This window comes from Enteroscipio rubneri (assembly GCF_002899715.1).
GTDB classification, from domain to species: Bacteria; Actinomycetota; Coriobacteriia; order Coriobacteriales; family Eggerthellaceae; genus Enteroscipio; species Enteroscipio rubneri.
This window is the reverse complement of sequence record NZ_PPEK01000001.1, coordinates 513916-536036: the sequence shown is the minus strand read 5'-3', so window position 1 is coordinate 536036 and position 22121 is coordinate 513916. Positions and strand designations below refer to the sequence as shown.

General features: G+C 64.7%; 15 protein-coding genes. 11 read left to right on the top strand and 4 right to left on the bottom strand.

The window, feature by feature from the left end:
- Nucleotides 1–67: 67 nt before the first annotated feature.
- The gene (locus C2L71_RS02220) at nt 68–2005 is read right to left on the bottom strand and encodes an oxidoreductase (RefSeq protein ID WP_103264134.1); all 1938 of its coding nucleotides are present in this window, start codon (nt 2003–2005) and stop codon (nt 68–70) included.
- A 207-nt stretch (nt 2006–2212) separates the two neighbouring features.
- Here C2L71_RS02220 and C2L71_RS02215 point away from each other — a divergent pair, with 207 nt between their 5' ends.
- The 8 genes from C2L71_RS02215 (at nt 2213) to C2L71_RS11985 (ending at nt 12654) form a co-directional block, all read left to right on the top strand.
- The gene (locus tag C2L71_RS02215) at nt 2213–2590 is read left to right on the top strand and encodes a VOC family protein (RefSeq protein WP_103264133.1); all 378 of its coding nucleotides are present in this window, start codon (nt 2213–2215) and stop codon (nt 2588–2590) included.
- 6 nt (nt 2591–2596) lie between these two features.
- On the top strand, nt 2597–3511 hold the full coding sequence (locus C2L71_RS02210) for a LytTR family transcriptional regulator DNA-binding domain-containing protein (RefSeq protein ID WP_103264132.1): 915 nt from the start codon (nt 2597–2599) through the stop codon (nt 3509–3511).
- A complete protein-coding gene (locus C2L71_RS02205; protein WP_103264131.1) occupies nt 3505–4248 on the top strand; it encodes an ABC transporter permease in 744 nt (247 codons plus the stop codon). Before C2L71_RS02210 ends, C2L71_RS02205 begins: the two co-directional genes overlap by 7 nt.
- A gap of 181 nt (nt 4249–4429) precedes the next feature.
- Nucleotides 4430–5272 carry an ABC transporter ATP-binding protein gene (locus C2L71_RS02200; RefSeq protein ID WP_103264130.1) on the top strand — a complete coding sequence of 281 codons (843 nt, stop codon included), beginning with the start codon at nt 4430–4432 and terminating at the stop codon, nt 5270–5272.
- On the top strand, nt 5273–6001 hold the full coding sequence (locus C2L71_RS02195; protein ID WP_103264129.1) for an ABC transporter permease: 729 nt from the start codon (nt 5273–5275) through the stop codon (nt 5999–6001). It begins immediately after the preceding gene.
- Between the two features lie 88 nt (nt 6002–6089).
- Entirely contained in the window at nt 6090–7883 is a 1794-nt protein-coding gene (locus tag C2L71_RS02190; RefSeq protein ID WP_103264128.1) for a GGDEF domain-containing phosphodiesterase, read from the top strand.
- Between the two features lie 602 nt (nt 7884–8485).
- Complete coding sequence (locus tag C2L71_RS02185; RefSeq protein WP_129588463.1) at nt 8486–11767, top strand: SpaA isopeptide-forming pilin-related protein; 3282 nt, start codon at nt 8486–8488, stop codon at nt 11765–11767.
- A gap of 191 nt (nt 11768–11958) precedes the next feature.
- Nucleotides 11959–12654: a class B sortase gene (locus C2L71_RS11985; RefSeq protein WP_103264126.1), complete on the top strand. Its 696-nt coding sequence runs from the start codon at nt 11959–11961 to the stop codon at nt 12652–12654.
- A 134-nt stretch (nt 12655–12788) separates the two neighbouring features.
- Here the strand turns inward: C2L71_RS11985 and fusA are convergent, their stop codons facing one another.
- Nucleotides 12789–14855 carry an elongation factor G gene (fusA, locus tag C2L71_RS02175; protein WP_170042412.1) on the bottom strand — a complete coding sequence of 689 codons (2067 nt, stop codon included), beginning with the start codon at nt 14853–14855 and terminating at the stop codon, nt 12789–12791.
- A gap of 514 nt (nt 14856–15369) precedes the next feature.
- Here fusA and C2L71_RS02170 point away from each other — a divergent pair.
- Entirely contained in the window at nt 15370–15750 is a 381-nt protein-coding gene (locus C2L71_RS02170) for a hypothetical protein (protein ID WP_103264124.1), read from the top strand.
- 310 nt (nt 15751–16060) lie between these two features.
- On the opposite strand, the gene C2L71_RS02165 is transcribed toward C2L71_RS02170, so the two are convergent.
- On the bottom strand, nt 16061–17362 hold the full coding sequence (locus C2L71_RS02165; RefSeq protein ID WP_103264123.1) for an amidohydrolase family protein: 1302 nt from the start codon (nt 17360–17362) through the stop codon (nt 16061–16063).
- Between the two features lie 129 nt (nt 17363–17491).
- Here C2L71_RS02165 and C2L71_RS02160 point away from each other — a divergent pair, with 129 nt between their 5' ends.
- The gene (locus C2L71_RS02160) at nt 17492–18334 is read left to right on the top strand and encodes an Mrp/NBP35 family ATP-binding protein (protein ID WP_103264122.1); all 843 of its coding nucleotides are present in this window, start codon (nt 17492–17494) and stop codon (nt 18332–18334) included.
- Between the two features lie 33 nt (nt 18335–18367).
- On the opposite strand, the gene C2L71_RS02155 is transcribed toward C2L71_RS02160, so the two are convergent.
- A complete protein-coding gene (locus tag C2L71_RS02155; RefSeq protein WP_103264121.1) occupies nt 18368–19879 on the bottom strand; it encodes a response regulator transcription factor in 1512 nt (503 codons plus the stop codon).
- Nucleotides 19880–20259: 380 nt separating this feature from the next.
- Here C2L71_RS02155 and C2L71_RS02150 point away from each other — a divergent pair, with 380 nt between their 5' ends.
- Complete coding sequence (locus C2L71_RS02150; protein ID WP_103264120.1) at nt 20260–22065, top strand: FAD-dependent oxidoreductase; 1806 nt, start codon at nt 20260–20262, stop codon at nt 22063–22065.
- Nucleotides 22066–22121: the final 56 nt, after the last annotated feature.

Genomic DNA, 22121 nt, shown 5'->3' with positions numbered 1-22121 from the left:
CAGCGAAACCGTTAGGAAACGGGCACGGGAGAGGGCGCCGAAGACAAGGCGCTCCCTCCGCACGCCCTTACGCTAGCACCGCGTCGTATGCGGCAACCTCGAACGCCTCGCTGGTTGCATCGAGAGCGCGGCGCGCCTCGACGGCATCTCCCACGATGCGAACATCGAAACCCGCTCGGACGAGCTCGGCAGACAGCGGATCGTATCCGACATAGCCCATGGCGAGCACGACCGAGTCGAACCCGCGCAGCTCGCATCGCCGCCCATCCGACGTCTCGAACGCAACGCCGTCAGCGAGAAACGCGCGCACCTTCGCCCCGACGACCTGCTGCACCCCGTATTCGGCAAAATCCCGCATGAGGAGCTTGCGATGCTCCTCCGCCATATCAGCGCCCAGGGAGTCACGGTATTCGACGACGGCCACCTCATGTTGGAGTTCGGCGAGGAAATCGGCCGTCTCGCAGCCAACCATGCCCCCTCCGACGACGAGTACCTTCCTCCCCGCCGTGCATCTGCCCTCCAGCAGATCCTCGGCCGCGATGACAGCAGGATTGTTGGCGCCCTCGATGGGAGGCACGAGCGGACGGGAGCCGGTGGCCACGACGACCACGTCGGGACGCTCTCGGCTCACGACGGCTGCATCGGCCTCGCAGCCCATCTTGAACGTCACGCCGGCTTTGCCGCAACGAACGATGTAGGAGCGGATCATGCCGGCGATATCGCCTTTTCCGGGGGGATAGGCGGCCGTATGCATGCCACCGCCCAGCGTCGACCTCCGCTCGTACAGCACGACGCTATGGCCACGCTCGGCTGCAGTGAACGCGGCGCACAGGCCGCCGGGGCCCCCGCCGACCACCACGACGCGCTTCGGGGAGGCTGCCTGCAACGGAGGATCCGCCTCATGGCCCAGAAGCGGGTTGGCCAGGCAGCGTATGGGCTCACCGCGGTACATGCGGGCCACGCAGCCCTGCAGGCATGCGATGCAGGGGACAACGTCCTCCGAGCATCCCTTCTTTGTTTTCAATGGGAGATGCGGATCAGCCAACGACTGGCGGCCGAAGGCGATAAGATCGGCGCGTCCTTCTCTGACCAGAAGCTCTGCATAATAAGGATCGGTGAAGCGACCCACCGCGATGACGGGGACATGCACTGCGCGCTTGATCTCGCTCACCAAGTCGGCATTGAAGCCGCCATGGACGGCGGTAGGTGCCCACATGTATTCGTCCTTGATGTGGACGGCGCGAGAGACATGCAAGCACGCTACGCCGCAGGCCTCCAGATACGAGGCGACGGCGGCTGCATCGTGCACATCCAGGCCGCCAAGCATCTCATCGCTCGCGTTGATGCGGGCGATGACGGCTGCCCGGTCGCCTACGCGGCGGCGAACTTCCTCGACGATGAGGCGCGGAAACCGCATGCGGTTCTCGAAGCTGCCGCCGAACTCGTCAACGCGCTTATTCGTGCGCTGGGAGATGAACGAACCCACCAGGTATCCGTGCGCCATGTGGATTTCAACCGCGTCAACACCAGCACGGAGAGCGCGCTCGGCCGCATCGCCGTAGCCCCGTACCAATTCGTACACCTTTTCGGCGGGTACCTCCCGGGGCACGTCGCGCCCGCAGGCGGAGGGGATGGGCGAAGCGGCCTGCAGAGGCGCACCGGCATTCTTGGCATTGCCCTCGGGACCGGCGTTCTGCAGCTGCACCGACACCTTCGCGCCATGCGCGTGGCACGCCTCGGCGATACGGGACAGGCTGGCGACTGAACCGTCGTCGTAAAGGCACGGCTTGCGCGGGCCGCCTTTCGCTCCCTCATGCACAACGGTCGCCTCAACCGTGACCAGCCCAAATCCTCCCCGGGCACGCTCGGCATAGTAGGCGATGGACTGTTCCGACCAGGTGCCATCCGTGTTTGCAAAATTATTGCCCATCGGCGGCACCACGAAGCGATTCTTCACGGTCATAGAGCCTATCTCGATAGGCGAGAACATGGTTTCGAAGCTCATCGTCCCTCCAATGCGCAGCTGCGCCACCGTGTCGCCATCTGGGCGGCGAAGGGCGGCTGCCCGATCACCTGCTGGTTTTCTCCGCAACCCAGTCTAGCAGACGGCGGCCGCACATTCGGCCGAGGCGGAGGGAGCCCATGGTGCGCGGCCGTAGCGTCGGGTATACTGCCTTCGAGAAAGCGCAAGGGCACGCTGAAGGAGGCTACCATGAAAGCCAAGATGATACACGAGTGCATTCACGTCCTCGATCAAGAGAAATCGCTTGCATTCTACGAGCGCGCGCTCGGTCTTAAGGTGCAGCGTCGCATGGGGCCCGACGATGGCTCGTGGGAGAACGTGTTCATCGGCAACGACGAGACCGACTTTCAGCTGGAGTTCACGTGGAACCGCGGGCGCACCGAGCCCTACGACAACGGTGGACGCGACACACACCTTGCGTTCGAAGTGGACGACATCGACGCGGCGCGCGCCTTGCACGAAGACATGGGCTGCGTGTGCTTCGTGAACGAGCGCATGGGCATCTACTTCATCGAGGATCCCGACGGGTGCTGGCTCGAGATCCTTCCGGCGATGCGCACGGAGTAGCATCACGTGGCCGAATTCTCCTCCATCGAAGAACTGGCAGCCGACGATCGCAGCGTGCACATCGAGTGCAGCCGCGAGACGTCCGCCGCCCTGTTGGCGGTCGTGCGCGCACGCTACCGCACGCAGCGCTGCGCGTTCGTCCTGGAGACCGACCGCGGCTTCGAGCGCGACTCCGTGGCCTCGCACCTGCGCTTCTATGGCAGCATCGCGCGCAGCTCGGTGCATTACGAGGACGCCATCTCGCACTTCAACCTGCGCGGCGTCGCGAAACGCAAGATGGGCGGCCTCTCCCCCTCGGCGCTCGCGCTCGTGAACCTGGCGCGCGCGAGCCTCTTCGAGCCGGAGATGTGCTTCCTCGAACGCCCGCTGTCCGACCTCGACGCCGAAGGGCGTTCCATCGCGCTCGCCTGGATCGCCGATCGGATGGAGCAGGGCTGCCGTTTCATCACGACGGTCGAGCCGCTGCGCGAGGCGCTGCTCATGCCCGGCGTGGCCTGCTGGCACGAAGAGGGACGCTTCATCGCGGTGGACCAGGACGACGACGAAGACGAGGACGGGGGCACCGCGTACGAGGGCGACGAGGTGCACGTGCTCAAGATCCCCGCGCACACCGAGACGGCCACGCTGCTGTTCGACCCCCGCGATATCGACTTCGCCGAGAGCATGAACAAGGCCACGTACCTCTCGGTGCGCGGCGAGCGCTACCAAACGCCGCGCACGATGGACGAGCTGGAGCGCGAGCTGTCGCGCGCCGGGTTCTTCCGCTGCCACCGATCGTTCCTCGTGAACGTGCAGAAGGTGGCGAAGGTGGAGCGCTACACGCGCAACAGCTTCAACCTCACGCTGAGCGACGCCGCGCACTCGTCCATCCCGCTGGCGAAAGGACGTGCTGAGGAGATGAGGGAGCGTTACCGATGGTGAACGCGAAGCAGGCCGCCGCCCGCCCGGGCATCTTAGGTACGCTCGTGCGAAAATTCTTCATGAACGTGGTGAAGAGCCCCGGGCTGCTCGCATGCTGTTTGTTCCCCGCTCTGTTCCTTCTCTTGTTCCGCTTCGTCGTCATCGAGCCCATCGCCCACGACGACGCGCGCATGTTCCTGCTCGTGACGGGCATGCTGTTCTCCACCAGCATGGTGCCCGGCACGACGACCGTCTACCCCATGGCCGAGGCGCGCGAGAAGCGCACGCTGCGCACGATGGAGCTGGCCGGCGTCGGCCGCGCCCAGATGCTCGCCGCGCACGGCATCGTCAGCACGCTGTGGACCGCGCTCGTAGCGGCGGCGTGCTTCCTGGTGTCGGGAGCATCCTTCGATTCGATGCCCCCCTTCATGCTGGTCACGGTACTGTCCAGCATCCCGCTGATCGCGCTGTCGCTGGCATTGGGCCTCGCCTCGCGCAACCAGATGGCGGCCAGCTTCTCCAGCCTGCCCATCATCCTCATCGGCATCGCGCCCATGCTCTTCGTGTACGCCGAAGCCACGTTCCAGGCGCTGCCTCTCCTGCCCACCGGCGGCGGGTTCGCCCTCGTCTACGCGCTGGCGGAAGGGACGCTGTTCGCCTCCGCGTCCATCGTGCCCGCGCTTGCGCAGCTCGCATGGATCGTCGTGAGCCTCGTCGCGTTCATCATCGTCGCGCCGCGCATCCCCTGCGACGAGTAGCGCAGGCGGCTCCCTCCCCAACCCGGCCGCCGCGCCCGCGCCCATGCCCTTGACGCGTGCTCCTGTCGTCGCGCCTCACGCTCCTCTCGTCGCGCGGCGTGCTCCCGACGTCGCGTTTTCCTTGTTCAGGAGCTTGCGTCGGAGGAAACTGCTCCCCGTCGAAAACGAAAGGAGCATCTACATGAACCCCCTGCTGTCCATGGACGACGTGTCCCTCAGCTTCAAGGCGAAACGCGTGCTGAACCACCTTACCTTCGAGGTGGAACGCGGCGAGTGCTTCGGCTTCCTGGGTCCCTCGGGCGCCGGCAAGACCACTACCATCAAACTGCTCACGCGTCAGCTCGTCAAGGATTCCGGCCGCATCATGCTGTTCGGGCGCGCCATCGAGCACGCTGCGAGCAGCGACTACGAGCGCATCGGCATCCTCTCCGACACGAGCGCACTCTACGAGCGCATGACCATCGATGAGAACCTGCGCTTCTACGCGAAGATCCGCGGCGTGACGGGGAACAACATTCCCGCGCTGCTCGAGCGCATGAACCTGGATGCGGATAAGAAGACGCTCGTCAAGAACTGCTCGAAGGGCATGCGCCAGCGCGCCGCGCTTTTGGCCGCACTCGTGCACGGACCCGAGCTGCTGTTCCTCGACGAGCCCACGAGCGGACTCGATCCCGCAGCGCGCGCCGAGGTGCACAAGATGCTGCGCGAGCTGAACGTAGCAGGCACCACGATATTCCTCACCACGCACGATATGGCCGAGGCAGAAGACCTATGCCAGCGCGTGGGCATCCTTGACATGGGCCGTCTTATCGCCTGCGATGCCCCGGAGGAGTTGCGCCTACGCTTCGCCAAGAACGAGGTGCTCATGCGCTTGGCCGACGGGCGCGTGGTGCATGCGTCGAAAGACTCTGCAGGCGCCGCCGCCGTGGCCGAGGCGCTGGCCTCGGGCGCCTGCCTGTCTATCCATTCGGTGGAGCCGAACCTGGAGGAAGTGTTCTTAGAGCTGACGGGAAGGGAGTTTTAAATGGAGACAACGCTGCGTAAAACGGGGGCTCTTTTGGGCAAAGACCTCAAGGATCTGGTGAAGAACCCCACCATGCTCATCTGCACGCTGCTGCCCATCGCCTTCGTTCTTCTGTACGCGCAGATGTCGGGCGGATCCCCTGAAGAATCCGAGATGCTGTCACGGTATTTGGTTTCCATGGCGTTCTGCATCACCGCAGGCATGGTGGGCAGCATGACGGTCCTCACCGCCATCGCCGAAGAAAAGGAGAAGAACACGCTGCGCACGCTCATGCTGGCGAACGTGAGCGCCGGGCACATTCTCGCGTCAAGGGGCATCGTCGCGTTTGCCTCCATTGCAGTCGTGGACGCCGTCTGCTTCGCCGTGCTGGACGTTCCCGCCGATCAGATGGGTTCCTACCTGCTGATCAGCCTTTTGGGCAGCGTTCCCATCGTAATGATCGCATTGCTTCTCGGCCTGGCGGCGCGCGATCAGATGACGGCCGGGCTCTACAGCCTGCCCATCGTGCTCGTCGCGTTTTTGCCCTCGTTCTCCATGGCGAACGACACGCTCGAAAAGCTGGCACCCTTCTTCCCCACAGGCGAGGCAAGCGAGCTCATCGAACTGTCGGCGCAGGGCAGCCTCTACACTGGCGACGCCCTCCAGCCGCTCCTTGTAACGCTCGCCTGGATGGTCATCTCGGTCGTCGCATTCGCGCTCCTCTTCCGGCGGCTTTCGCGCGACAACTAGCGGACGAACATCGTCTTTTACATGGGAAACGGTTGTAACATGGTACTATGCAGTAGGAACCATATACCCCTCTGTGCGAAAGGCTCCCATGCGGTCGAAGGTCGTCGCAACCGTTATCATGCTGCTCCTCGGCGTCTGCATGCTCGTGTTCATCATGGTGCAGACGCAGAACTACGCAAGCATCATCAACGACGCCGGCGTCGTTCGGGGTGCCACGCAGCGGGCCGTGAAGCTCGAGATAGCGAATCTTCCGAACGACGAGGTTGTGGAGCGCGTCGACGAGACGCTCGCCTCGCTTTTCGACCGCGAGGAGCAGCGCCCGGTCGTGAACCAGGACACTGGGGAATTCATGGACGCGCTGTTGCGCGTGCAGGATAAGTGGGATAGCATCAAGCAGCAGTTCGATGCACCCGATGCGGAGAAATCCTCGGAGCGACTGCTGACTTTAAGCGAAGAGCATTTCAAGCTGGCTGACGAAACGGTACTCTTGGCGCAGCGACGCGCCGAGAGCGACTTCATATGGATCACAGCCATCGGCATCGCGCTCATTCTCAGCTCTGCGCTCTTCTTCTCGCTCCTCGAACGGCAGCATCGCCTCAAGATGAGAAAAGCCCTCACCACGGATCAGCTGACTCGCGGGCGCAACCTCTACGCGTTCGAAGAGGAAGCCGCCCGGCTCGTGCAGGCGAGCGAACCGGGAGCGTATCTCGTGGTATACACCAATGTCGTCGGCTTCCGCGCCATCAACGAGTCGTTCGGCCGTTCAGCAGGCGACGACGTGATCCGCACGCTTCAATCGCTATTCGAACTCGCCTGCGAGCCAGGCGAGTTCGTCGCGCATGCCAACGCCGATCACTTCGTGCTGCTGCTTCGCAACGGAAAGACGCGCGCCGAGCAGCTTGCCGCGCTGACGGCCGCGCGCTTGCGTGCGAACGAGACGCTGCCGTTCTCGGACAGAATCGTCTGCGGCTACGGCGTCTTCGAGCTGACCGATGCGCATGAGGACATCGCCACAGCGGTCAGCAACGCGGCGGTCGTTTTGAAGGAGGGCGTCGTCGACAATCTGATCGCCCGCTATGATGACGAGTTCAAGTCGAAGCTCGCATTCGAGCGCAGCATCGAACAACACATGCGCGATGCCTTGACCAACGGCGAGTACGCCATCTATCTGCAGCCGCAGTTCTCTCTCGAGGACGGATCGCTCGTCGGCGCCGAGCTGCTCTGCCGGCGGGATTCGCCCGAACTGGGGTTCTTGGCGCCCGACCGGTTCATCCCCCAGTTCGAGCGGAACGGATTCATCTCCGAGCTGGACTTCTACATGATGGAGCAGGCCTGCAGCCTCTACCCGCTTGTCGACCATCCAAGGTCCGACGGCACCCCCGTCCATCTGGCGGTCAACTTCTCACGCGTCACCATGCTGCAAAATGATTTCGTCGAGCGGTTCGACAGCGTGGTGAGGCGCTTCGACATACCCGCATCCTTCCTGCACGTCGAGATCACGGAAAGCGCGTTCTCGGCCGACGAGAAGGTGATCATCGATATCATCGCCGATCTGCAGGAACGCGGTTTTCCCATCGCCATGGACGACTTCGGTACCGGGTATTCGTCGTTGTCTCTGCTCAAAAGCATGCCCATCGACGTCCTGAAAATTGATCGCGGCTTCCTTTCGGCAAGCGAGGACGACGTGCGTTCTCGCCGCGTGCTCGAATACGTGATCCCCCTCGCAAACGCCCTCGGCATAGACACGGTGTGCGAGGGAATCGAGACGGCCGAGCAGGCCGCTCTGCTGCGCAGCCTCGAATGCGACATCGGACAGGGCTACTACTTCGCCCGCCCGATGCCCCTCGCCGCCTTCCGCGAGCGCTACGCCTCCGCCCGATAAGCTCGCCCATTGCGCAGCGTCGCTCTGCGGCGCGGCTGCACTCAACAGCGCTCTCCCCACGCCCATCAGGCGCGCTAGAACGACGTCGGACGCGCGTCGCATACGCGTTGGAGATCGGGCGGATGCCTGGCCGGAATGCGACGCAGAAAGCTCGACGATCGGTCTCCCCTGCGAACGACAGGCGGCGGCGAGGGGCAAGACGTGCGCCATCGCGACGCCAGCTCTGCTGATTATGATGGGTTCACGGCATCGCGCAGATGCCGCCATCGGCCAGGGAGGGAGCTGCCATGGAACGGCATCGCGCATGTATCGAAGCCCGCAGCGGACGCGAGGGCGGAAGCACCGGAATCGCCCGCTGCGGGTTGTCCCTCATCGCGAAGAGAACGCGAAGCGCGGCGGAGCATCCCGGCGCGCAGGGATGCACAAGAACGTCGCAAGCCGCGCGCAACACGCGTCCGAAGGCACGGACAAGCGCACGGCCTCATACGGCACACGGGGCGAAACCCGCGCATCGCCCCTGCGGGAAGACGAGGCGCAGATGCGCCGCGCCACTCCTGGTCGTGCTGCTCGCAGCGGGGATCGCGCCCATCGTAGGGTCGCAGATGCAGGAGGCTCACGCAGCATCCGCCCCCGCCCTCGGCACGAAGACGAGCGGAATCTGCTACATCGAGAATTCTTGGCGCACGAACGGCCAAACCTACTTCAATGTGAGCGGGTTTTCGGGAGAACTTTCGGGAGCATGGGCCGTTTCGCCGCTCGAATGCCTCAACCATACTGCAGCCGCCCCAACGTATACGAGCGCCTCTTACGAGGCCGCCGTGTCGGCGGTCGACGTGCGGGCGGGATGGGTGGAATACAGTGTGCGCATCACCCCGCCGGGCGTGACCGACGGCGTCTCGAAGAACGAGCACGGCCTGATCGGCTACCAGCGCGTGGGCGGGACCGTGCGCGTTTCGCGCAGCTTCGCTGGCGGCATCGAACTCGTCAAAACAAGCAATGACGAGCAACTATCCGGCAACAACCCCTGCTACTCGCTGGCTGGGGCCTCGTATGGCGTATACGGCGACGCCGCGTGCTCCGACCGTCGCTTCACCATGTCAACCGACGGTGCGGGCCGCTGGAAGACCGCACTCGACGTGCCGGTGGGAACCTATTGGATCAAAGAGGCCACTCCTCCTGCCGGCTACGCGCTCGACGGCACGACCTACCGGGTTGTCGTCGACGCCGACCGGTACGTCCGCGTCAACGCGAGCACAGTCGCAGACGAACCGCAGGTCGACACCGCGGACATCCTCCTCGAAAAGCGCGACGCCGAACTCGAGCCTGATGCGGATGGCGCGCGGCCCCAGGCTGGAGCCTCACTTGCGCGAGCGCGATACGAGATCGGCTTCTACGCAGGCCTCCATTCGACCACCGACTTGAGTTGGATCGAGAGCACGAAACCCCAGCGTACCTGGATCATGCAGACCGACGAGCGGGGAACTATCCCGCTTGCCGGAGCCGACGGCACGTTCGCGGACTCGGAAGGACGCGAATATCCTTACAAGGTGGCGGGAGACGACTTCTATCGCAACGCTCGCGGGCGCATCGTGTTGCCGCTCGGCACGGTGACCGTGCGAGAGACAACGGCGCCCGAGGGCTACCTTCTTCCCGAAGGCGGACGCGTCCATGTACGGCAGGTGACAGGCGGCGGCCCATCCGAAACCGTGCGCACCTATGTAGCCCCCGTCGATCCCGAGCAGGTGGCGCGCGGCGATGTGGCGCTTACCAAGATTGCAAGCGCAGAGCCATCCCAAGGCGACGGCGGCATCAAGGACACGCTTGTCGGCGTCGATTTCCAGATCGTCAACGATAACGACGGCGCCGTGGTTCGAACAGACGGCACGCTTGCGACTCGCGGGGAAGTCGTCACGACGATTACGACCGACGACCGCGGCTACGCCTCCACGGCAGAGGGTGCGCTCCCCTTCGGCTCCTACATCGTCCGCGAGGTTGCGAGCACCGTGCCAGCCGGTTACGCGACCGTGGAGGACTTCGGTATAACCGTGACCGACAACGGACAGGAACTCTACTACGTGCTCGAAGACGGAACGGGTACCCCCCTGCGCGTAGTCAAGGTGGATGCCGAAACCGGCAAGGCAATCGCCGGGCAGATGACGTTCCGCATCCTGGACGAGCACGGGCAGGTGGTTTCGTTTACGCGTCACTACCCCGCCCTATCGCATCTGACCGCCTTCACCACCGACACCCGAGGCACCTGCATGCTGCCGGAAAAGCTCAACGGCGGAAAGACCTACTTTCTTCAGGAGATCGCAGCCCCCGAGGGCTACGTGCTCGGCCCGGACCCCATCCCGTTCACGGTCGACGGTTCCGCCGGCTGGACATGGGCGGATCCTCTTACGGTCACGATGCCCGACATGCCACAGAAAGGAAGGATTGTCGTCTCGAAAACCGACGCCGAACGCGGCGGCCCCGTCGCGCACTGCATCTACGAGGTACGAGCTGCATCGGATATCGTGACGGGCGACGGAACGGTACATGCCGTGGCCGGCGAGCCGGTGGCCTGCATCGAGACTGGCGCGGACGGAGCGGCGCAAACCGACGAGCTGTACCTGGGTTCATACGTTGTAGCCGAGACGCAGCAGGCCGACGGCTATCTCCTGGACGCAGAGCCGCACCCTGTGACGCTTAACTACGCGGGACAGTCCGTCGCCGTGACAACTGCGGCGCTCGACGTGACCGATGCATCAACGCGCATCGAGGTGAACAAGGCGCGCGCGGGCGATGGCGCGCCCGTCGAGGGCGCGCGGTTCGCCTGGTGGAACGTCGCCGACGAGCGCGAGGAGAATGCGCCCGACCTCATTGACGATTCCGAGCACGCGGAGAATCCGGATGGTGCGCTCTCGCCGCTCGACCGAGTGGACGAGGACCGCGTCTCCTCCGGTACGACCGATGCCGACGGCAGGCTTATCGTATGCCGCCTGCCACCTGGCACGTACGGATTCGCCGAAGTCGAAGCCCCTCCTGGCTACTTGGCAGACGGGTCGGTGCAATACATCACTATCGGGAAAGACGGCCTGATCGACGGCGAGGCCGCAGGCATCCTTCGATTCGAGAACGATTGCACCAAGGTGCTGGTCTCCAAGACGGCCGCCACGACGGGCCAACCGCTTGAGGGTGCAACGCTCGAGCTATACGCGCTCACGGAGGGAGAAGACGGCGAGCCGCTCCGCGCTCTGGTCGAACGATGGACGTCCGAGTCGGAGCCCCATGCTATCGAGGCGCTTCCCCCGGGCGACTATGCATTGCACGAAGAGCAGGCCCCCGATGGGTACCTGCCGGCCGAAGACCTTGTATTCGCAGTTGAAGCGACCACCGAGGAGCAACATGTCGAGCTTGAGGACGACTGCACGAAAACCGACATCGTAAAAGTGGATGCCGCAACCGGCGATCCGCTGCCTGGTGCCGTGCTCGCTCTCGTCGACGCGAAAGGCGCCTGCATCGATCCGCGGAACCACCTGACAAGCCCCGCCGAAGTCGAAGTGCACGAACTCGGCCCCGACTGGACTTCCCAGGATGGAGGGAAGGCGATCGGATGGGTGTCCGAAGATGGGCCGGTGCGCTTCGAAGGCCTGGCGGAATCCGAGCTGCACCTGGTGGAGATCGAAGCACCTACAGGTTATCTTGGAGCGGAAGCCGTAGCTTTCACGGTCGAGCCGACTGGTACAGCACATACGGTGACCATGGCCGACAAGGCGGAAGGGTCTTTGTACGGCCGCACCGGGGCCGAACTTCCCCCGAGTTTCGCCGCAGCTGCCTTCATCGCGCTTGCCACAGCTTGTGCAGGAGCGGCGGCATGGCGACGCCTGCGGTTCGCGGGATAATCCCCGTGTTCGGAACGGCGCAGCGGCGGGGTGCTCCAAGCCAGACGCGGATCGCACGAGATCGTCGGCGAAGCCGGATCGTCCGGCATCGGCGGGCTCGGTTGATCAAGTCGCTCCGGAACCGCAAGCGAAGGCGGTTCGCCGGAAGGGCGCGCCGCGGCGACCCTCGAGGAAGGTACACTTGTCGTGCGATGCGCGCCCTCGCCGTCTGCGCGCTGACGGCGGCGATCCTCGCCGCGTTGCCGGCATACGACGGCGAAAACGGCATCGTCTCCGGTGTTTCGCTCGAGAAGGGAGGTGTGTGCGACGTCCGTGCGTCGAATATCGACTGGGCGTACTGGACGTCCGTCAACCCCGATGTGATCGGTTGGATCGAGGTGCCGGGCACCTCGATCGATGGGCCGATCGTGCAGGCGCCCGTCGAGGACCCCGAATACTACCTGAAACACGACGTCTACCGGAAGCCTTCGGCAAGCGGCTGTTTCTACCTCGACGCTTCCTGCCCCGAAGGGCTGAACAGCCCTCAGCGTATCATCTTGGGCCACAACATGGCGGATGGTTCCATGTTCGCGCCCGTGCGCGGCTACCTGGATGCGTCGTTTGCTGCCGACCATCGCACGATCGTCGTGAGCGAGCCGAACGGCGCGCACGTATTCGAAGTCGTGGCGGCGCGCATTATCGACGGCAGCGAACCGGCCAAGCGCACAGCCTTCGCATCCGAGGCGGCATTGCGCGCCTGGCTTTCCGAACAGGTCGGAAAGGCGGCGATGGTGCTCGATGCGCAGGCAACGGAAGAGGCGGACGGGGTCACGACGCTCGTCACCTGCATGCCCGGCGGAGCGCAGCGCGTGCTCGCATTTGCCGTGGAGCGAGCTGCCGCCCTTTGATGCTGCACCCTCGGCTTCGGGTCCTGTTTCGGCGTCCCCGAAGCTTTCCGGTCGAGAGACGACGGGAGGACGGCCGTATCGGCCGCCCTCCCGTCTTCATCCGTCGCCCGCAGAGGCGACGGAACCCCGAGTGTTCAGTTGCCTGCAGCGCGCGCAGCCTGGTAGGCTTCGACAAGCTTTTTCGTCACATCCACCGGAGCAGGCTCGTACCCTTCGAGCGAAAGCGAGTACGAACCCGAGCCGCGCGTGATGGCGCGCAGATCCTTCGTGTATGTGACCACCTCGGCGTACGGCACGCGTACCATGATGACCGTTTCTCCTGCATCGTTGGAGTCGGTGCCCACGATGCGGCCGCGCCTTGTAGAGATGTCACCCATCACGGCGCCGGCGTATTCCTCGCCCACTGTCACGTCGAGGTTGGCCATGGGCTCGAGCAGTATAGGATCAGCCTTCTCACATGCGGCCCGAAAACCGATGCGCGCTGCAGTCTTGAATGCCATTTCGTTGGAGTCGACCGAGTGATAGGAGCCGTCGTACACGGCGCACTTGATGTCCTCCATAGGATAGCCTGCCAGAAAGCCCTCCGCCATGGCGTCCTGCACGCCCTTGTCGATGGCGGGGATGAAGCCTCGCGGGATTCTGCCGCCCACGACTTCGTCGAGGAACTCGTAGCCGCCGCCCGGATTCGGCTCGATGCGCAGCCAGCAGTCGCCGAACTGGCCGGCGCCGCCCGTCTGCTTCTTATGGCGGCCCTGCGCCTCTGCTTTTTTGCGAATGGTCTCGCGGTACGGGATGCGCACGGGCACGAGTTTGGCCGTGACCCCCGTCTGCTCCTTGAGGCGCGCAAGCAGCGTTTCCACCTGCGCTTCGCCCATGGCAGTAATGACCGTTTGATGAGTTTCTTCGCTGCGGCTGATCGAGAGCGTCGGATCGTTCTCGGCGGCGCGGGCCAGGAAGGTGCCCAGTTTGTCCTCGTCGTTCTTGTTCTCCGCCTCGATTGCCACCGGATACTGCGGCACGGGCAGCGGCAGCGGATCGATGGCCACTTCGCCCGACTTCGACAGCGTGTCACCGGTACGCGTCTCGTTGAGCTTCGGCACCACGATAATGTCGCCTGCCTTGGCGCTCTTCACGTCGGTGTTCTCCTTGCCCATCATGACGTAGAGATGCCCCAGGCGCTCCTTTTTGCGCGTGCGCGCGTTGAGGAGCTCCATGCCGGGCTCGAGCACGCCCGAGATGACCTTAAAGAAGCTCAGACGTCCCACGAAGGGATCGGAGACAGTTTTGAACACGAAGGCTGCAGGCTCGCCCGTCTCGTCGACGAGCGTTTCCTCGCCGTTGGCCAGACGGAAGCGACCGTGATGGCGCGGATGCGGGAAGTAGGTGGCGATATCTTCCATGACGCCCTGGATGCCTTGCTCGATGATCGTAGAACCCACGAACACAGGTATGAACAGCTCCTGCGCGATTGCCTTGTCCAGCAGCGACTCAAGCTCCTCCTGCGTGAGCTGCTCCTCGCCGTCGAGATACTTCATCATGAGATCGTCGTCGGCCTCGGCCACAAGGTCGCATAGCTTGTCGCGCGCGGCCTGCGCAGCGTCGGCGTAGTCGGCGGGGATGTCTTCGACGCGCTCGGAGCCCCCCTCGAAGTAGCGCGCCTTCATGCGGATAACGTCGATAACGCCCTTGAAGTCCGCATCGACGCCAATAGGAATGGTCACCGGACCCAGACGCGAGCCGAAGCGCGCATGCAGAAGCGCCATAGCCGTGTCGAAGTCGGCGTTCTCGCGGTCGATGTGGTTGATGAACACGGCGCGAGACAGGCGCATATCCTCGGCCTCGCGCCACAGCTTCGTCGTCATAACCTGCGGTCCTGCAACTGCGTCGACCACGAACAACGCCATCTCGGCAGCCTGCATGGTAGCTAGGGTATCGCCGATGAAATCGGGATGGCCTGAGGTATCGAGCAAGTTGATCTTATAGTCTTTGTAGGGAATGGGGGCGATGGACGTGCCGATGGTGAACTTGCGCCGGATCTCCTCATCGTCGTAATCGAGATAGGATTTCCCGTCGTGGGTCGTGCCCATGCGGGGCGTGCGGCCGGAGACGTGCAGCATCGCCTCGGCGAGCGATGTCTTGCCGGCGCCGTCTTGGCCGACCAGCACAATATTTCGCACGTGTTCGGTAGCAGGAGCTGCCATGTTGACCACCAACTTTCCTGTCGCGTGGTCCTGCGCCGTCGCCGAAGAGCCTCAGGCGCGAACCACAGTCGAGCCTTACCAACGTCCTCATAGAAGCAAGCGGTAACTTCATGGCTCACAGTGTATCGCATATGACTCGCAGAGCGTTGGAAAACGGAGGATTTCGCTCGTCGTCCGGACGGGAAGAAGCGCGAACCTGAACATCACGGTCTGTCCAGGGAGCCGAACTACCCTGCCGAAGCAGCAGCACACAACGGCAGGGCGCAAACTGGACAGCGTACCGATCGCAGAGAACCTCGAACCGTGCAGACACGCATCGCCCTTTCCGCGCAACGTTTGTAGAACTCGCGGAAGCTGCGTTACCGAACGGTGACGATTCGCATGCATGCATCCATGCATCAGCTCACAGAGTTCCCGGCTCCCCGTATAATCGAAGGGTACGCACAGAACGAAACGAAACGTTGACAACCGGGAAGTCGAACAATCCCGGCTCGAACGCGAGCGAGGAGCATCCATGAGCAAGCACGAGCCCATCATCGACGTCGCCCCCATCGCCAGCGCGAGCGCCAAGGCAAAGGACGCGGCCGCAACCGCGGCCGATGCGTTCCAAGCCCCGTCGTTCGGCAAGAAGGCCACCCGGGCGGCCGCAGCCGCGCCGAAGGCGGCGGGCGCCGCCAAACAAGCCACGCACGACGTCGCCGCCACGATCATCGACGGCAAGGGGCAATCCGGCAAGAAGCCGAGCAAGATCGCCGGGGCCGTGCAGACGGCGGCAGGCGGAGCCATCATGCTCGTCGGCGTGCCCATGCTCATTCTTCCAGGACCCGGCCTGCTCGCCATCGGAGGAGGCGCGCTCATCGCCGCCAACGGCGTGAAGAAACTCATCGGGAAGTAAGCGCGCGGATCGCGCCGGAGACCCTTTCCGACCGCTCGATCGCCGTTTTCCGCAGAAAAAACGAGGTATGGGAGCCGGTTTCGCCCGCTTCGGCTCCCAATCGTGCGCGAGGCTTGAATGACTTTCGCAAAAGCGCAGGTCGCCGAACATCTCGTCGCTCCGCTCGGATCCAAAGACGCCCTTCGGACTCCCATACCTCGAATTTCCAGCAGAACGACGCCATTCGCCTGCAGCCGCCCGCTCGCCGGTCGTTGCCGCGGGAGCGAAAACGCCCCGGCACTTCTTGCCGGCCGCGCGGTTCGCGCGTTCTTTACAGCTCGCCGACGATGCGCTTCGTGCGGGCGTCCACCTCGGCTTTCGCGCGCTCCACGTCGAGCGTGGGCCACGCGCCGTCGTGGTAGACCGTCCGCCCGTCGCACATCGTGAGGCGCACGTCCGCGCCGTGGCCCGCGTACACGACGTTCACTAGCGGGTTCGTCATGGGCGCCCACGAGGGGCCGGTAACGTCGAGCACGCAGAGATCGGCCTTTGCCCCGACCGCCACCAACCCGCAGTCCTCGCGCCCCTGCGAGAGCGCGCCTGCGCGCGTGGCGGCGCGCAAAGCCTGCTTCGGCTCGACCGCGGCCGGATCGCCCGTCGATCCCTTGTACAGAAGCGCCAGCAGGTAGAGGTCCTGCATCAGGTCGTGGTTGTTGTTCGAGGCCATGCCGTCTGTGCCCAGGCACACCTCCACGCCGCGCTCGAGCATCTTCGGCACGGGCGCGAACCCGCTGCCCAGCTTCATGTTGGAGGCGGGATTGACTGCCACGAACACGCCGCGCTCGGCCAGGATGTCGATGTCGCCGTCGTCCACCCACACGCAGTGCGCCGCCGTCACGGGCACGTCGAACAGGCCCAGGCTGTCGAAGTAGCGCACCGGCGTCAGGCCGCCATGGCGCTCTTTGCACTCCTCGTGCTCCAGGCGCGTCTCGCTGACGTGCACCTGCACGCGCAGGCCCTCTTCGCGGGCGAATGCCGCGAGGTCGGCCACAGCGCGCGGGTTGGAGGTGTACTCGGCGTGGATGTTGCAGTCCACCACGATGCGCCCGTCGCCCGCACTCTGCAGATCGCGCAGCAGCCGCCGGTTCTCCCCATCCACCGGCAGGTCGGCGAGCCCCTCGCCCTTGAACGCCAGAAGCGAGTCGGACAGGTTGAGCTTCAGCCCCGCGTCGAGCGCCGCGCGGGCCACCTGGTCCATGTGGTAGTACATGTCCGAGAAGGCCACGCAGCCGTAGCGCGCCATCTCGGCGCAGGCCAGAAGCGCGGCCCAGTAGCAGTCCTCGGGCGTGATTTTTGCCTCGAAAGGAAACACGGCGTCGTTGAGCCATGCCTGCAGCGGCAGGTTCTCCGCATAGCCGCGCAGAAGGGTCATGGGCGCATGGGAGTGCGCGTTGAAGAACGCCGGTATGAGCAGCCTGCCGCGCCCGTCATACACCTCGCCATACGCCGCGGCCTCCTCGCCCGCCGGCGGCTCGGCGCCCAGGTAGGCGATGCGCCCGTCGCGCACGCCGACCCACTGGCCGCTTCGATGGTCGAGGTTCTCGTCCAGAAGGTCAATGTTCGCGAACAGCATGCTCCGCTCCTTTTCGTCAGCGCGCTTTCGGGCGCACCGTGCGCCGTCGGGCCACTATGCTATCATGCCCGGTATGACGAGCGGCGCGCCCGCGGAGAGCGGACGCTGAAAATCCGGAAAGAGGGAATCATGGCAGAAGATTGCACGCATGAATGCGGGAGCTGCGGCGTGTCCGGCTGCGGAGACCGAACGATGCAGGGGCCGTTGACGCTTGACGCAAACGCACGGTCGAACATCAAGCACGTCATCGGGATCGTCTCGGGCAAGGGCGGCGTGGGCAAGTCGCTCGTGACGAGCCTTCTGGCCAGCGAGATGCAGAAGCGCGGCTGTTCGGTGGGCATCCTCGACGCGGACGTCACGGGCCCGTCCATACCCAAGACGTTTGGCATAAACGCCCCGCTGACCGCCGATGCCGACGGCGTAGTGCCCGCCTCCACCGCCAGCGGCATCAAAATCATGTCGACGAACCTCATGCTGCCGAAGGAAGACGTGCCCGTCGCCTGGCGCGGCCCCGTGGTGTCCAACGCCATCAAGCAGTTCTACTGCGAGACGAACTGGGGCGACATCGACTACCTGTTCGTTGACATGCCTCCGGGAACCTCCGACGTGCTACTCACCGTGTTCCAGTCGCTGCCGGTGGACGGCATCGTCACCGTGTCGGCCCCGCAGGAGCTCGTGGCCATGATCGTAGGCAAGGCCGTGAACCTGGCGCACAGTATGAACGTGGAGCTGCTGGGCCTCGTGGAGAACATGGCGTACTTCGTCTGCGACGACTGCGGCAAGAAGCACCATATCTTCGGCGAGCCCCAGGGCGCGGCCGTGGCTGAGCGCTATGGCATCCCCGCCTACGCCACACTGCCCATCGACCCCGCGTTCGCCCGCCTGTGCGACGCCGGGCGCGTGGAGGACTACGACGTGGACGGCGCGCTCAACGCCATCGTCGCCCAACTTGAGAAGGCGGCCGCGAACTAGCGGAGGCCGCAAGCGATCAAGGGGCGCGTCCGCTCACCCGTCGTCGGCGCGGCGGGCGCGCTCTTCTAGATACGAGATGAGCTCCTGCTGGGAATGCACGCCCACCTTTCGGTAGATGCTCTGCATATGGCTTTTCGCCGTCTCCTTCGAGATACACAGCTCCTCGCTTACGGTCTGGCGGTTCTTGCCGCGCGCGACATGGGCGAGCACCACCCCCTCGCGCTTGGTGAGCCCCGCATCCGAGGCGAGCATCGCCACGGCTCGCCCGAACGCATTGTCGAGACCCGATTCCGTGTCGGGTTTCGCAAGCCCCCATCCGGTGCGCAGATTATGACTGCTCATCATGCACAGCGCCGCGCCGAGCACGATAAGGAGCATCGTGACGTTAACGCGGTCGAGCATGTCGGAGGCGTCCGCAAACTGACCGGCCGCCGCGCTCACCACGCCTCCGACAAGCTGCCCGAGCATGAACAAGCACGTCGAGGTGCCGATGACCCATGAGGCTGGCATATCGAAGCTCTTGATGAGGAACGCGCACGCGCCCCACATCACCAGATGGAGGAAGCAGAACCCCGCAAGCTGCACCGACACGCCCACGAGCGCCGCGTCGTCGACCGTTGCAATAAGGTAGATGCCCACGGCGATGATGGGGAACCCGATCTGGTAGATCAGCGTATTGAAGCTCAATCGCGCCGAGATGGCCGCGGCCAGGATGAGCGCCGCCGCAACGGCATATCCCAGCACAGCGCAAGCCAAAAGAGCGCGGTTACCGCTCTGGAACAGGGGGTTTCCCAGCAGCACGCCCAGGGACACGCCGTGGAGCAGGGCGGTCACCAGCAGCTTGTACGGAACGTTCAACTCCGCGTCCACCCCGCGGCCGAACAGCTCTTGCTTCGTGAAGCCCCGGCGCACGCGCAGCAGGCACGGCGCGATGGGCAAAGGCGCGAGCACGAACACCGCACACTGCACAGCCTCGGGGACGAACGAGAGCACGAGGATGGCCGAAACGGACACGAGCATGGCGACCGACCCATGGAACAGCACGTGCTCGGACCCCAGGCTGCCGAATATGCGCTGCAGCTCTATGCAGAGAAATGCTGACGAGGCGCCGAACAAGACCGAGCCGGTGGCGTACAGAAGCGCGCTCGCACCCGCCATCGACTCGTGCAGCAAGATCATCGTGCCGCCCGTTCCCGAAGGGGCCATCGTGAATGCCAGCCACGACACGATGAACGCCGAGGACACGGACATGGCGACGCACACTGCCGTGACGAACGACCCACTCTTGAACGTCCTGCGCGAACGGGCGAACCAGACGCTGATGGCAAGGTAGGCCGCGGCGCTCGCGAACAACGGCCCGAGCTGCGAGGGCACCGAGATCCCCGCACCCATCACTACCGGGCGGAACACGACGGGCATCTGGAACCCCAGATTGATCCACAGCCAGTAGAACGTCATCGCCACGCATAGCAGAGGACGCTCAGCGACGGAGGCGACGAGTCGTCGCCACGAACGCGATCCCCTGCCACCCGATGTCCTGCGCATAGCAACCCTCCCCTTGTTGCATTATAAGCGCATCGAGCGGCCGTGCGGACGCGGGCGATGCGGGCTCGGCGCGAAGCAGGCCCATCATGCGCCGAGAGGCCGTCCGAATCCCTCCCCCTAGCTGGGGGATTTTCCCAAAATCGCCCAAACTACCCGGCTGATGGGTGACGCGCCGCCGCCTCGCCATCCTATAGTCGAGGCGTCCGCCGCCCTCGTGGGCGATCGGACGCGCTCCTCGCGACGAAGCGGAGCGCAGGCGCGTCCGGCAAGGGCGCGCATTGGGGAACACGGGCCATCATGTTCGGGAACGGCTGCGAACGGCGGCCCCATTCGCAGGGGAGCCGGAGCGCGCAAGCGCCGGCTCGGAACAGGAGGGCACCATGAGCATAGGGAAGAACACGCAGAAGAGGTCGTTGTCGCGCAGGCAGTTCCTTATCGGGTCGACGCTCGCAGGCGCGGGTATCGCCGGGGGCGCGCTCGCAGGATGCGCGCCCGCAAGCCAGGGCGGCGCTCCGGCTTCGGAGAGCGCCGCCGCTTCGGCCGAGCACGAGATATTCGACCTCGACTCGAAGAGCATGACGCAGGGCACGTGGAGCTGGAGCACGCCGCCCGAGGACATTCCGGAAGGTGACATCGCGGAGACGGCGGAGTGCGACGTGCTCGTCATCGGCGCGGGACTGGCGGGCTGCTGCTCGGCCATCGCCGCGGCCGAAGAGGGGGCGCGCGTCATCGTGGTGGAGAAGAGCCCCACCGACACCGTCTGCGGTCGCGGGCTAGACATCGCGGCATTCCACACGAAGAAGCAGCAGGAGCTCGTGGCGGAAGGCCTCATGGAGGAGCCAGACTACCGCCAGCTCATCCGCCGGTGGATCTACTGGGCGCAGGGCCGTGTGAAGGAGCCGCTCTTGTGGGAGTGGTCGCGCAAGAGCGGAGCGTGCTTCGACTGGCTCGCAGACCTCGTGGAGCCGAAGGATCTGACCACCTACGTCTGGGACGGCTACTACAAGGGCCCCGACTACACCGAGTACCCGGTCACCCACGCGTTCTACATCACGGGCACCGAGGAGCAGACGTTCAACTTCACGTTCTACGGCGAGGACAACACCTTCGGCAACATCGTCCTCATGCCGCGCCTCTACGAGGTGCTGGCTGACAAGGGCGTCGACCTGCGCTGGAGCCAGAAGTGCGTGCGCCTGCTGCGCGACGGCGACGGGCCCATCGCCGGAGCCGTCACCGAATCCGATGACGGCGCGCTCACGCGCTACGAGGCGGGCAGCGTGGTCATCGCCGCGGGCGACTACGGCTCGAACAAGGAAATGATCCAGTGCTACGCCCCGTTCCAGAACTTCTCCACCGATATGTACGTGTACATCCCGCCCGAGGCGAACCAGGGCGAGCTGCACCAGCAGGCGATGTGGGTCGGCGCGGCCATGCAGAAGTCCGAGCCCCACGCCTCGGTCACGCACCTCGACTTCGGCGCGGCCAGCTACGGGTTCCTCCATGTGAACGGCTTGGGCCAGCGCTTCAAGAACGAGGACGTGAACACCCAGTCCAAGAGCATCACTAAGGCGTTCCAGCCGACGAAGCAGGCCTACACAATCTACGACGCGAACGGGCTGGCGGAGGTCAAGCGCCAGGTGGACGCCGGCATCGGCGGCGGTTTGCAATGGGGCCAGCTCACCCAACGTATCGGCGGCGAGTACAGCCTCGAGGCGCAGCAGGCGGTGCTCGAAGGCGAGGTGGAGCAGGGCCTCACGTTCGAGTCCGACACGCTCGAAGGCCTGGCTGAGCAGATCGGCTGCGACCCGGCGGTGTTCGTCGCCACCGTGGAGCGCTACAACGAATTGTGTGTGCAGGGCGACGATGTGGACTTCGGCAAGCGCGCCGAGATCCTTGCACCGATCGTGCAGCCCCCCTTCTACGCGGGACACCTGCAGGCCTGCCTGCTCACCATGTGCGGCGGGCTACGCCAAGATCTGGAATGCCGCGTTCTCGACATCGACGACCAGCCCATCGAGGGCCTGTACGTGGCAGGCTCGTCGGCCGGCGACTTCTTCGGTGCGGGCGACTACCCCACCTTCGTGGCCGGCATCGGGCACGGGCGCTGCGTGACCTTCGGGCGCATGGCAGGTATCAACGCCGCAGGCGGCAACGCCCACGAGCAGATACCGAGCATCGACATCTAGAACGATTCCCTCGAACGCGGGCGCCGCTACCCTCCCTCCCGGCGGTGCCCGCACGT

What these genes read in the sequence shown, in the direction of transcription:
- C2L71_RS02165 (WP_103264123.1), bottom strand. Translation starts at nt 17,362, where the DNA reads ATGCTGTTCGCGAACATTGACCTTCTGGACGAGAACCTCGACCATCGA.
- C2L71_RS02195 (WP_103264129.1), top strand. Translation starts at nt 5,273, where the DNA reads ATGGAGACAACGCTGCGTAAAACGGGGGCTCTTTTGGGCAAAGACCTC.
- C2L71_RS02200 (WP_103264130.1), top strand. Translation starts at nt 4,430, where the DNA reads ATGAACCCCCTGCTGTCCATGGACGACGTGTCCCTCAGCTTCAAGGCG.
- C2L71_RS02215 (WP_103264133.1), top strand. Translation starts at nt 2,213, where the DNA reads ATGAAAGCCAAGATGATACACGAGTGCATTCACGTCCTCGATCAAGAG.
- C2L71_RS02170 (WP_103264124.1), top strand. Translation starts at nt 15,370, where the DNA reads ATGAGCAAGCACGAGCCCATCATCGACGTCGCCCCCATCGCCAGCGCG.
- C2L71_RS02190 (WP_103264128.1), top strand. Translation starts at nt 6,090, where the DNA reads ATGCGGTCGAAGGTCGTCGCAACCGTTATCATGCTGCTCCTCGGCGTC.
- C2L71_RS02160 (WP_103264122.1), top strand. Translation starts at nt 17,492, where the DNA reads ATGGCAGAAGATTGCACGCATGAATGCGGGAGCTGCGGCGTGTCCGGC.
- C2L71_RS02155 (WP_103264121.1), bottom strand. Translation starts at nt 19,879, where the DNA reads ATGCGCAGGACATCGGGTGGCAGGGGATCGCGTTCGTGGCGACGACTC.
- C2L71_RS11985 (WP_103264126.1), top strand. Translation starts at nt 11,959, where the DNA reads ATGCGCGCCCTCGCCGTCTGCGCGCTGACGGCGGCGATCCTCGCCGCG.
- C2L71_RS02150 (WP_103264120.1), top strand. Translation starts at nt 20,260, where the DNA reads ATGAGCATAGGGAAGAACACGCAGAAGAGGTCGTTGTCGCGCAGGCAG.
- fusA (WP_170042412.1), bottom strand. Translation starts at nt 14,855, where the DNA reads ATGGCAGCTCCTGCTACCGAACACGTGCGAAATATTGTGCTGGTCGGC.
- C2L71_RS02205 (WP_103264131.1), top strand. Translation starts at nt 3,505, where the DNA reads ATGGTGAACGCGAAGCAGGCCGCCGCCCGCCCGGGCATCTTAGGTACG.
- C2L71_RS02185 (WP_129588463.1), top strand. Translation starts at nt 8,486, where the DNA reads ATGCAGGAGGCTCACGCAGCATCCGCCCCCGCCCTCGGCACGAAGACG.
- C2L71_RS02220 (WP_103264134.1), bottom strand. Translation starts at nt 2,005, where the DNA reads ATGAGCTTCGAAACCATGTTCTCGCCTATCGAGATAGGCTCTATGACC.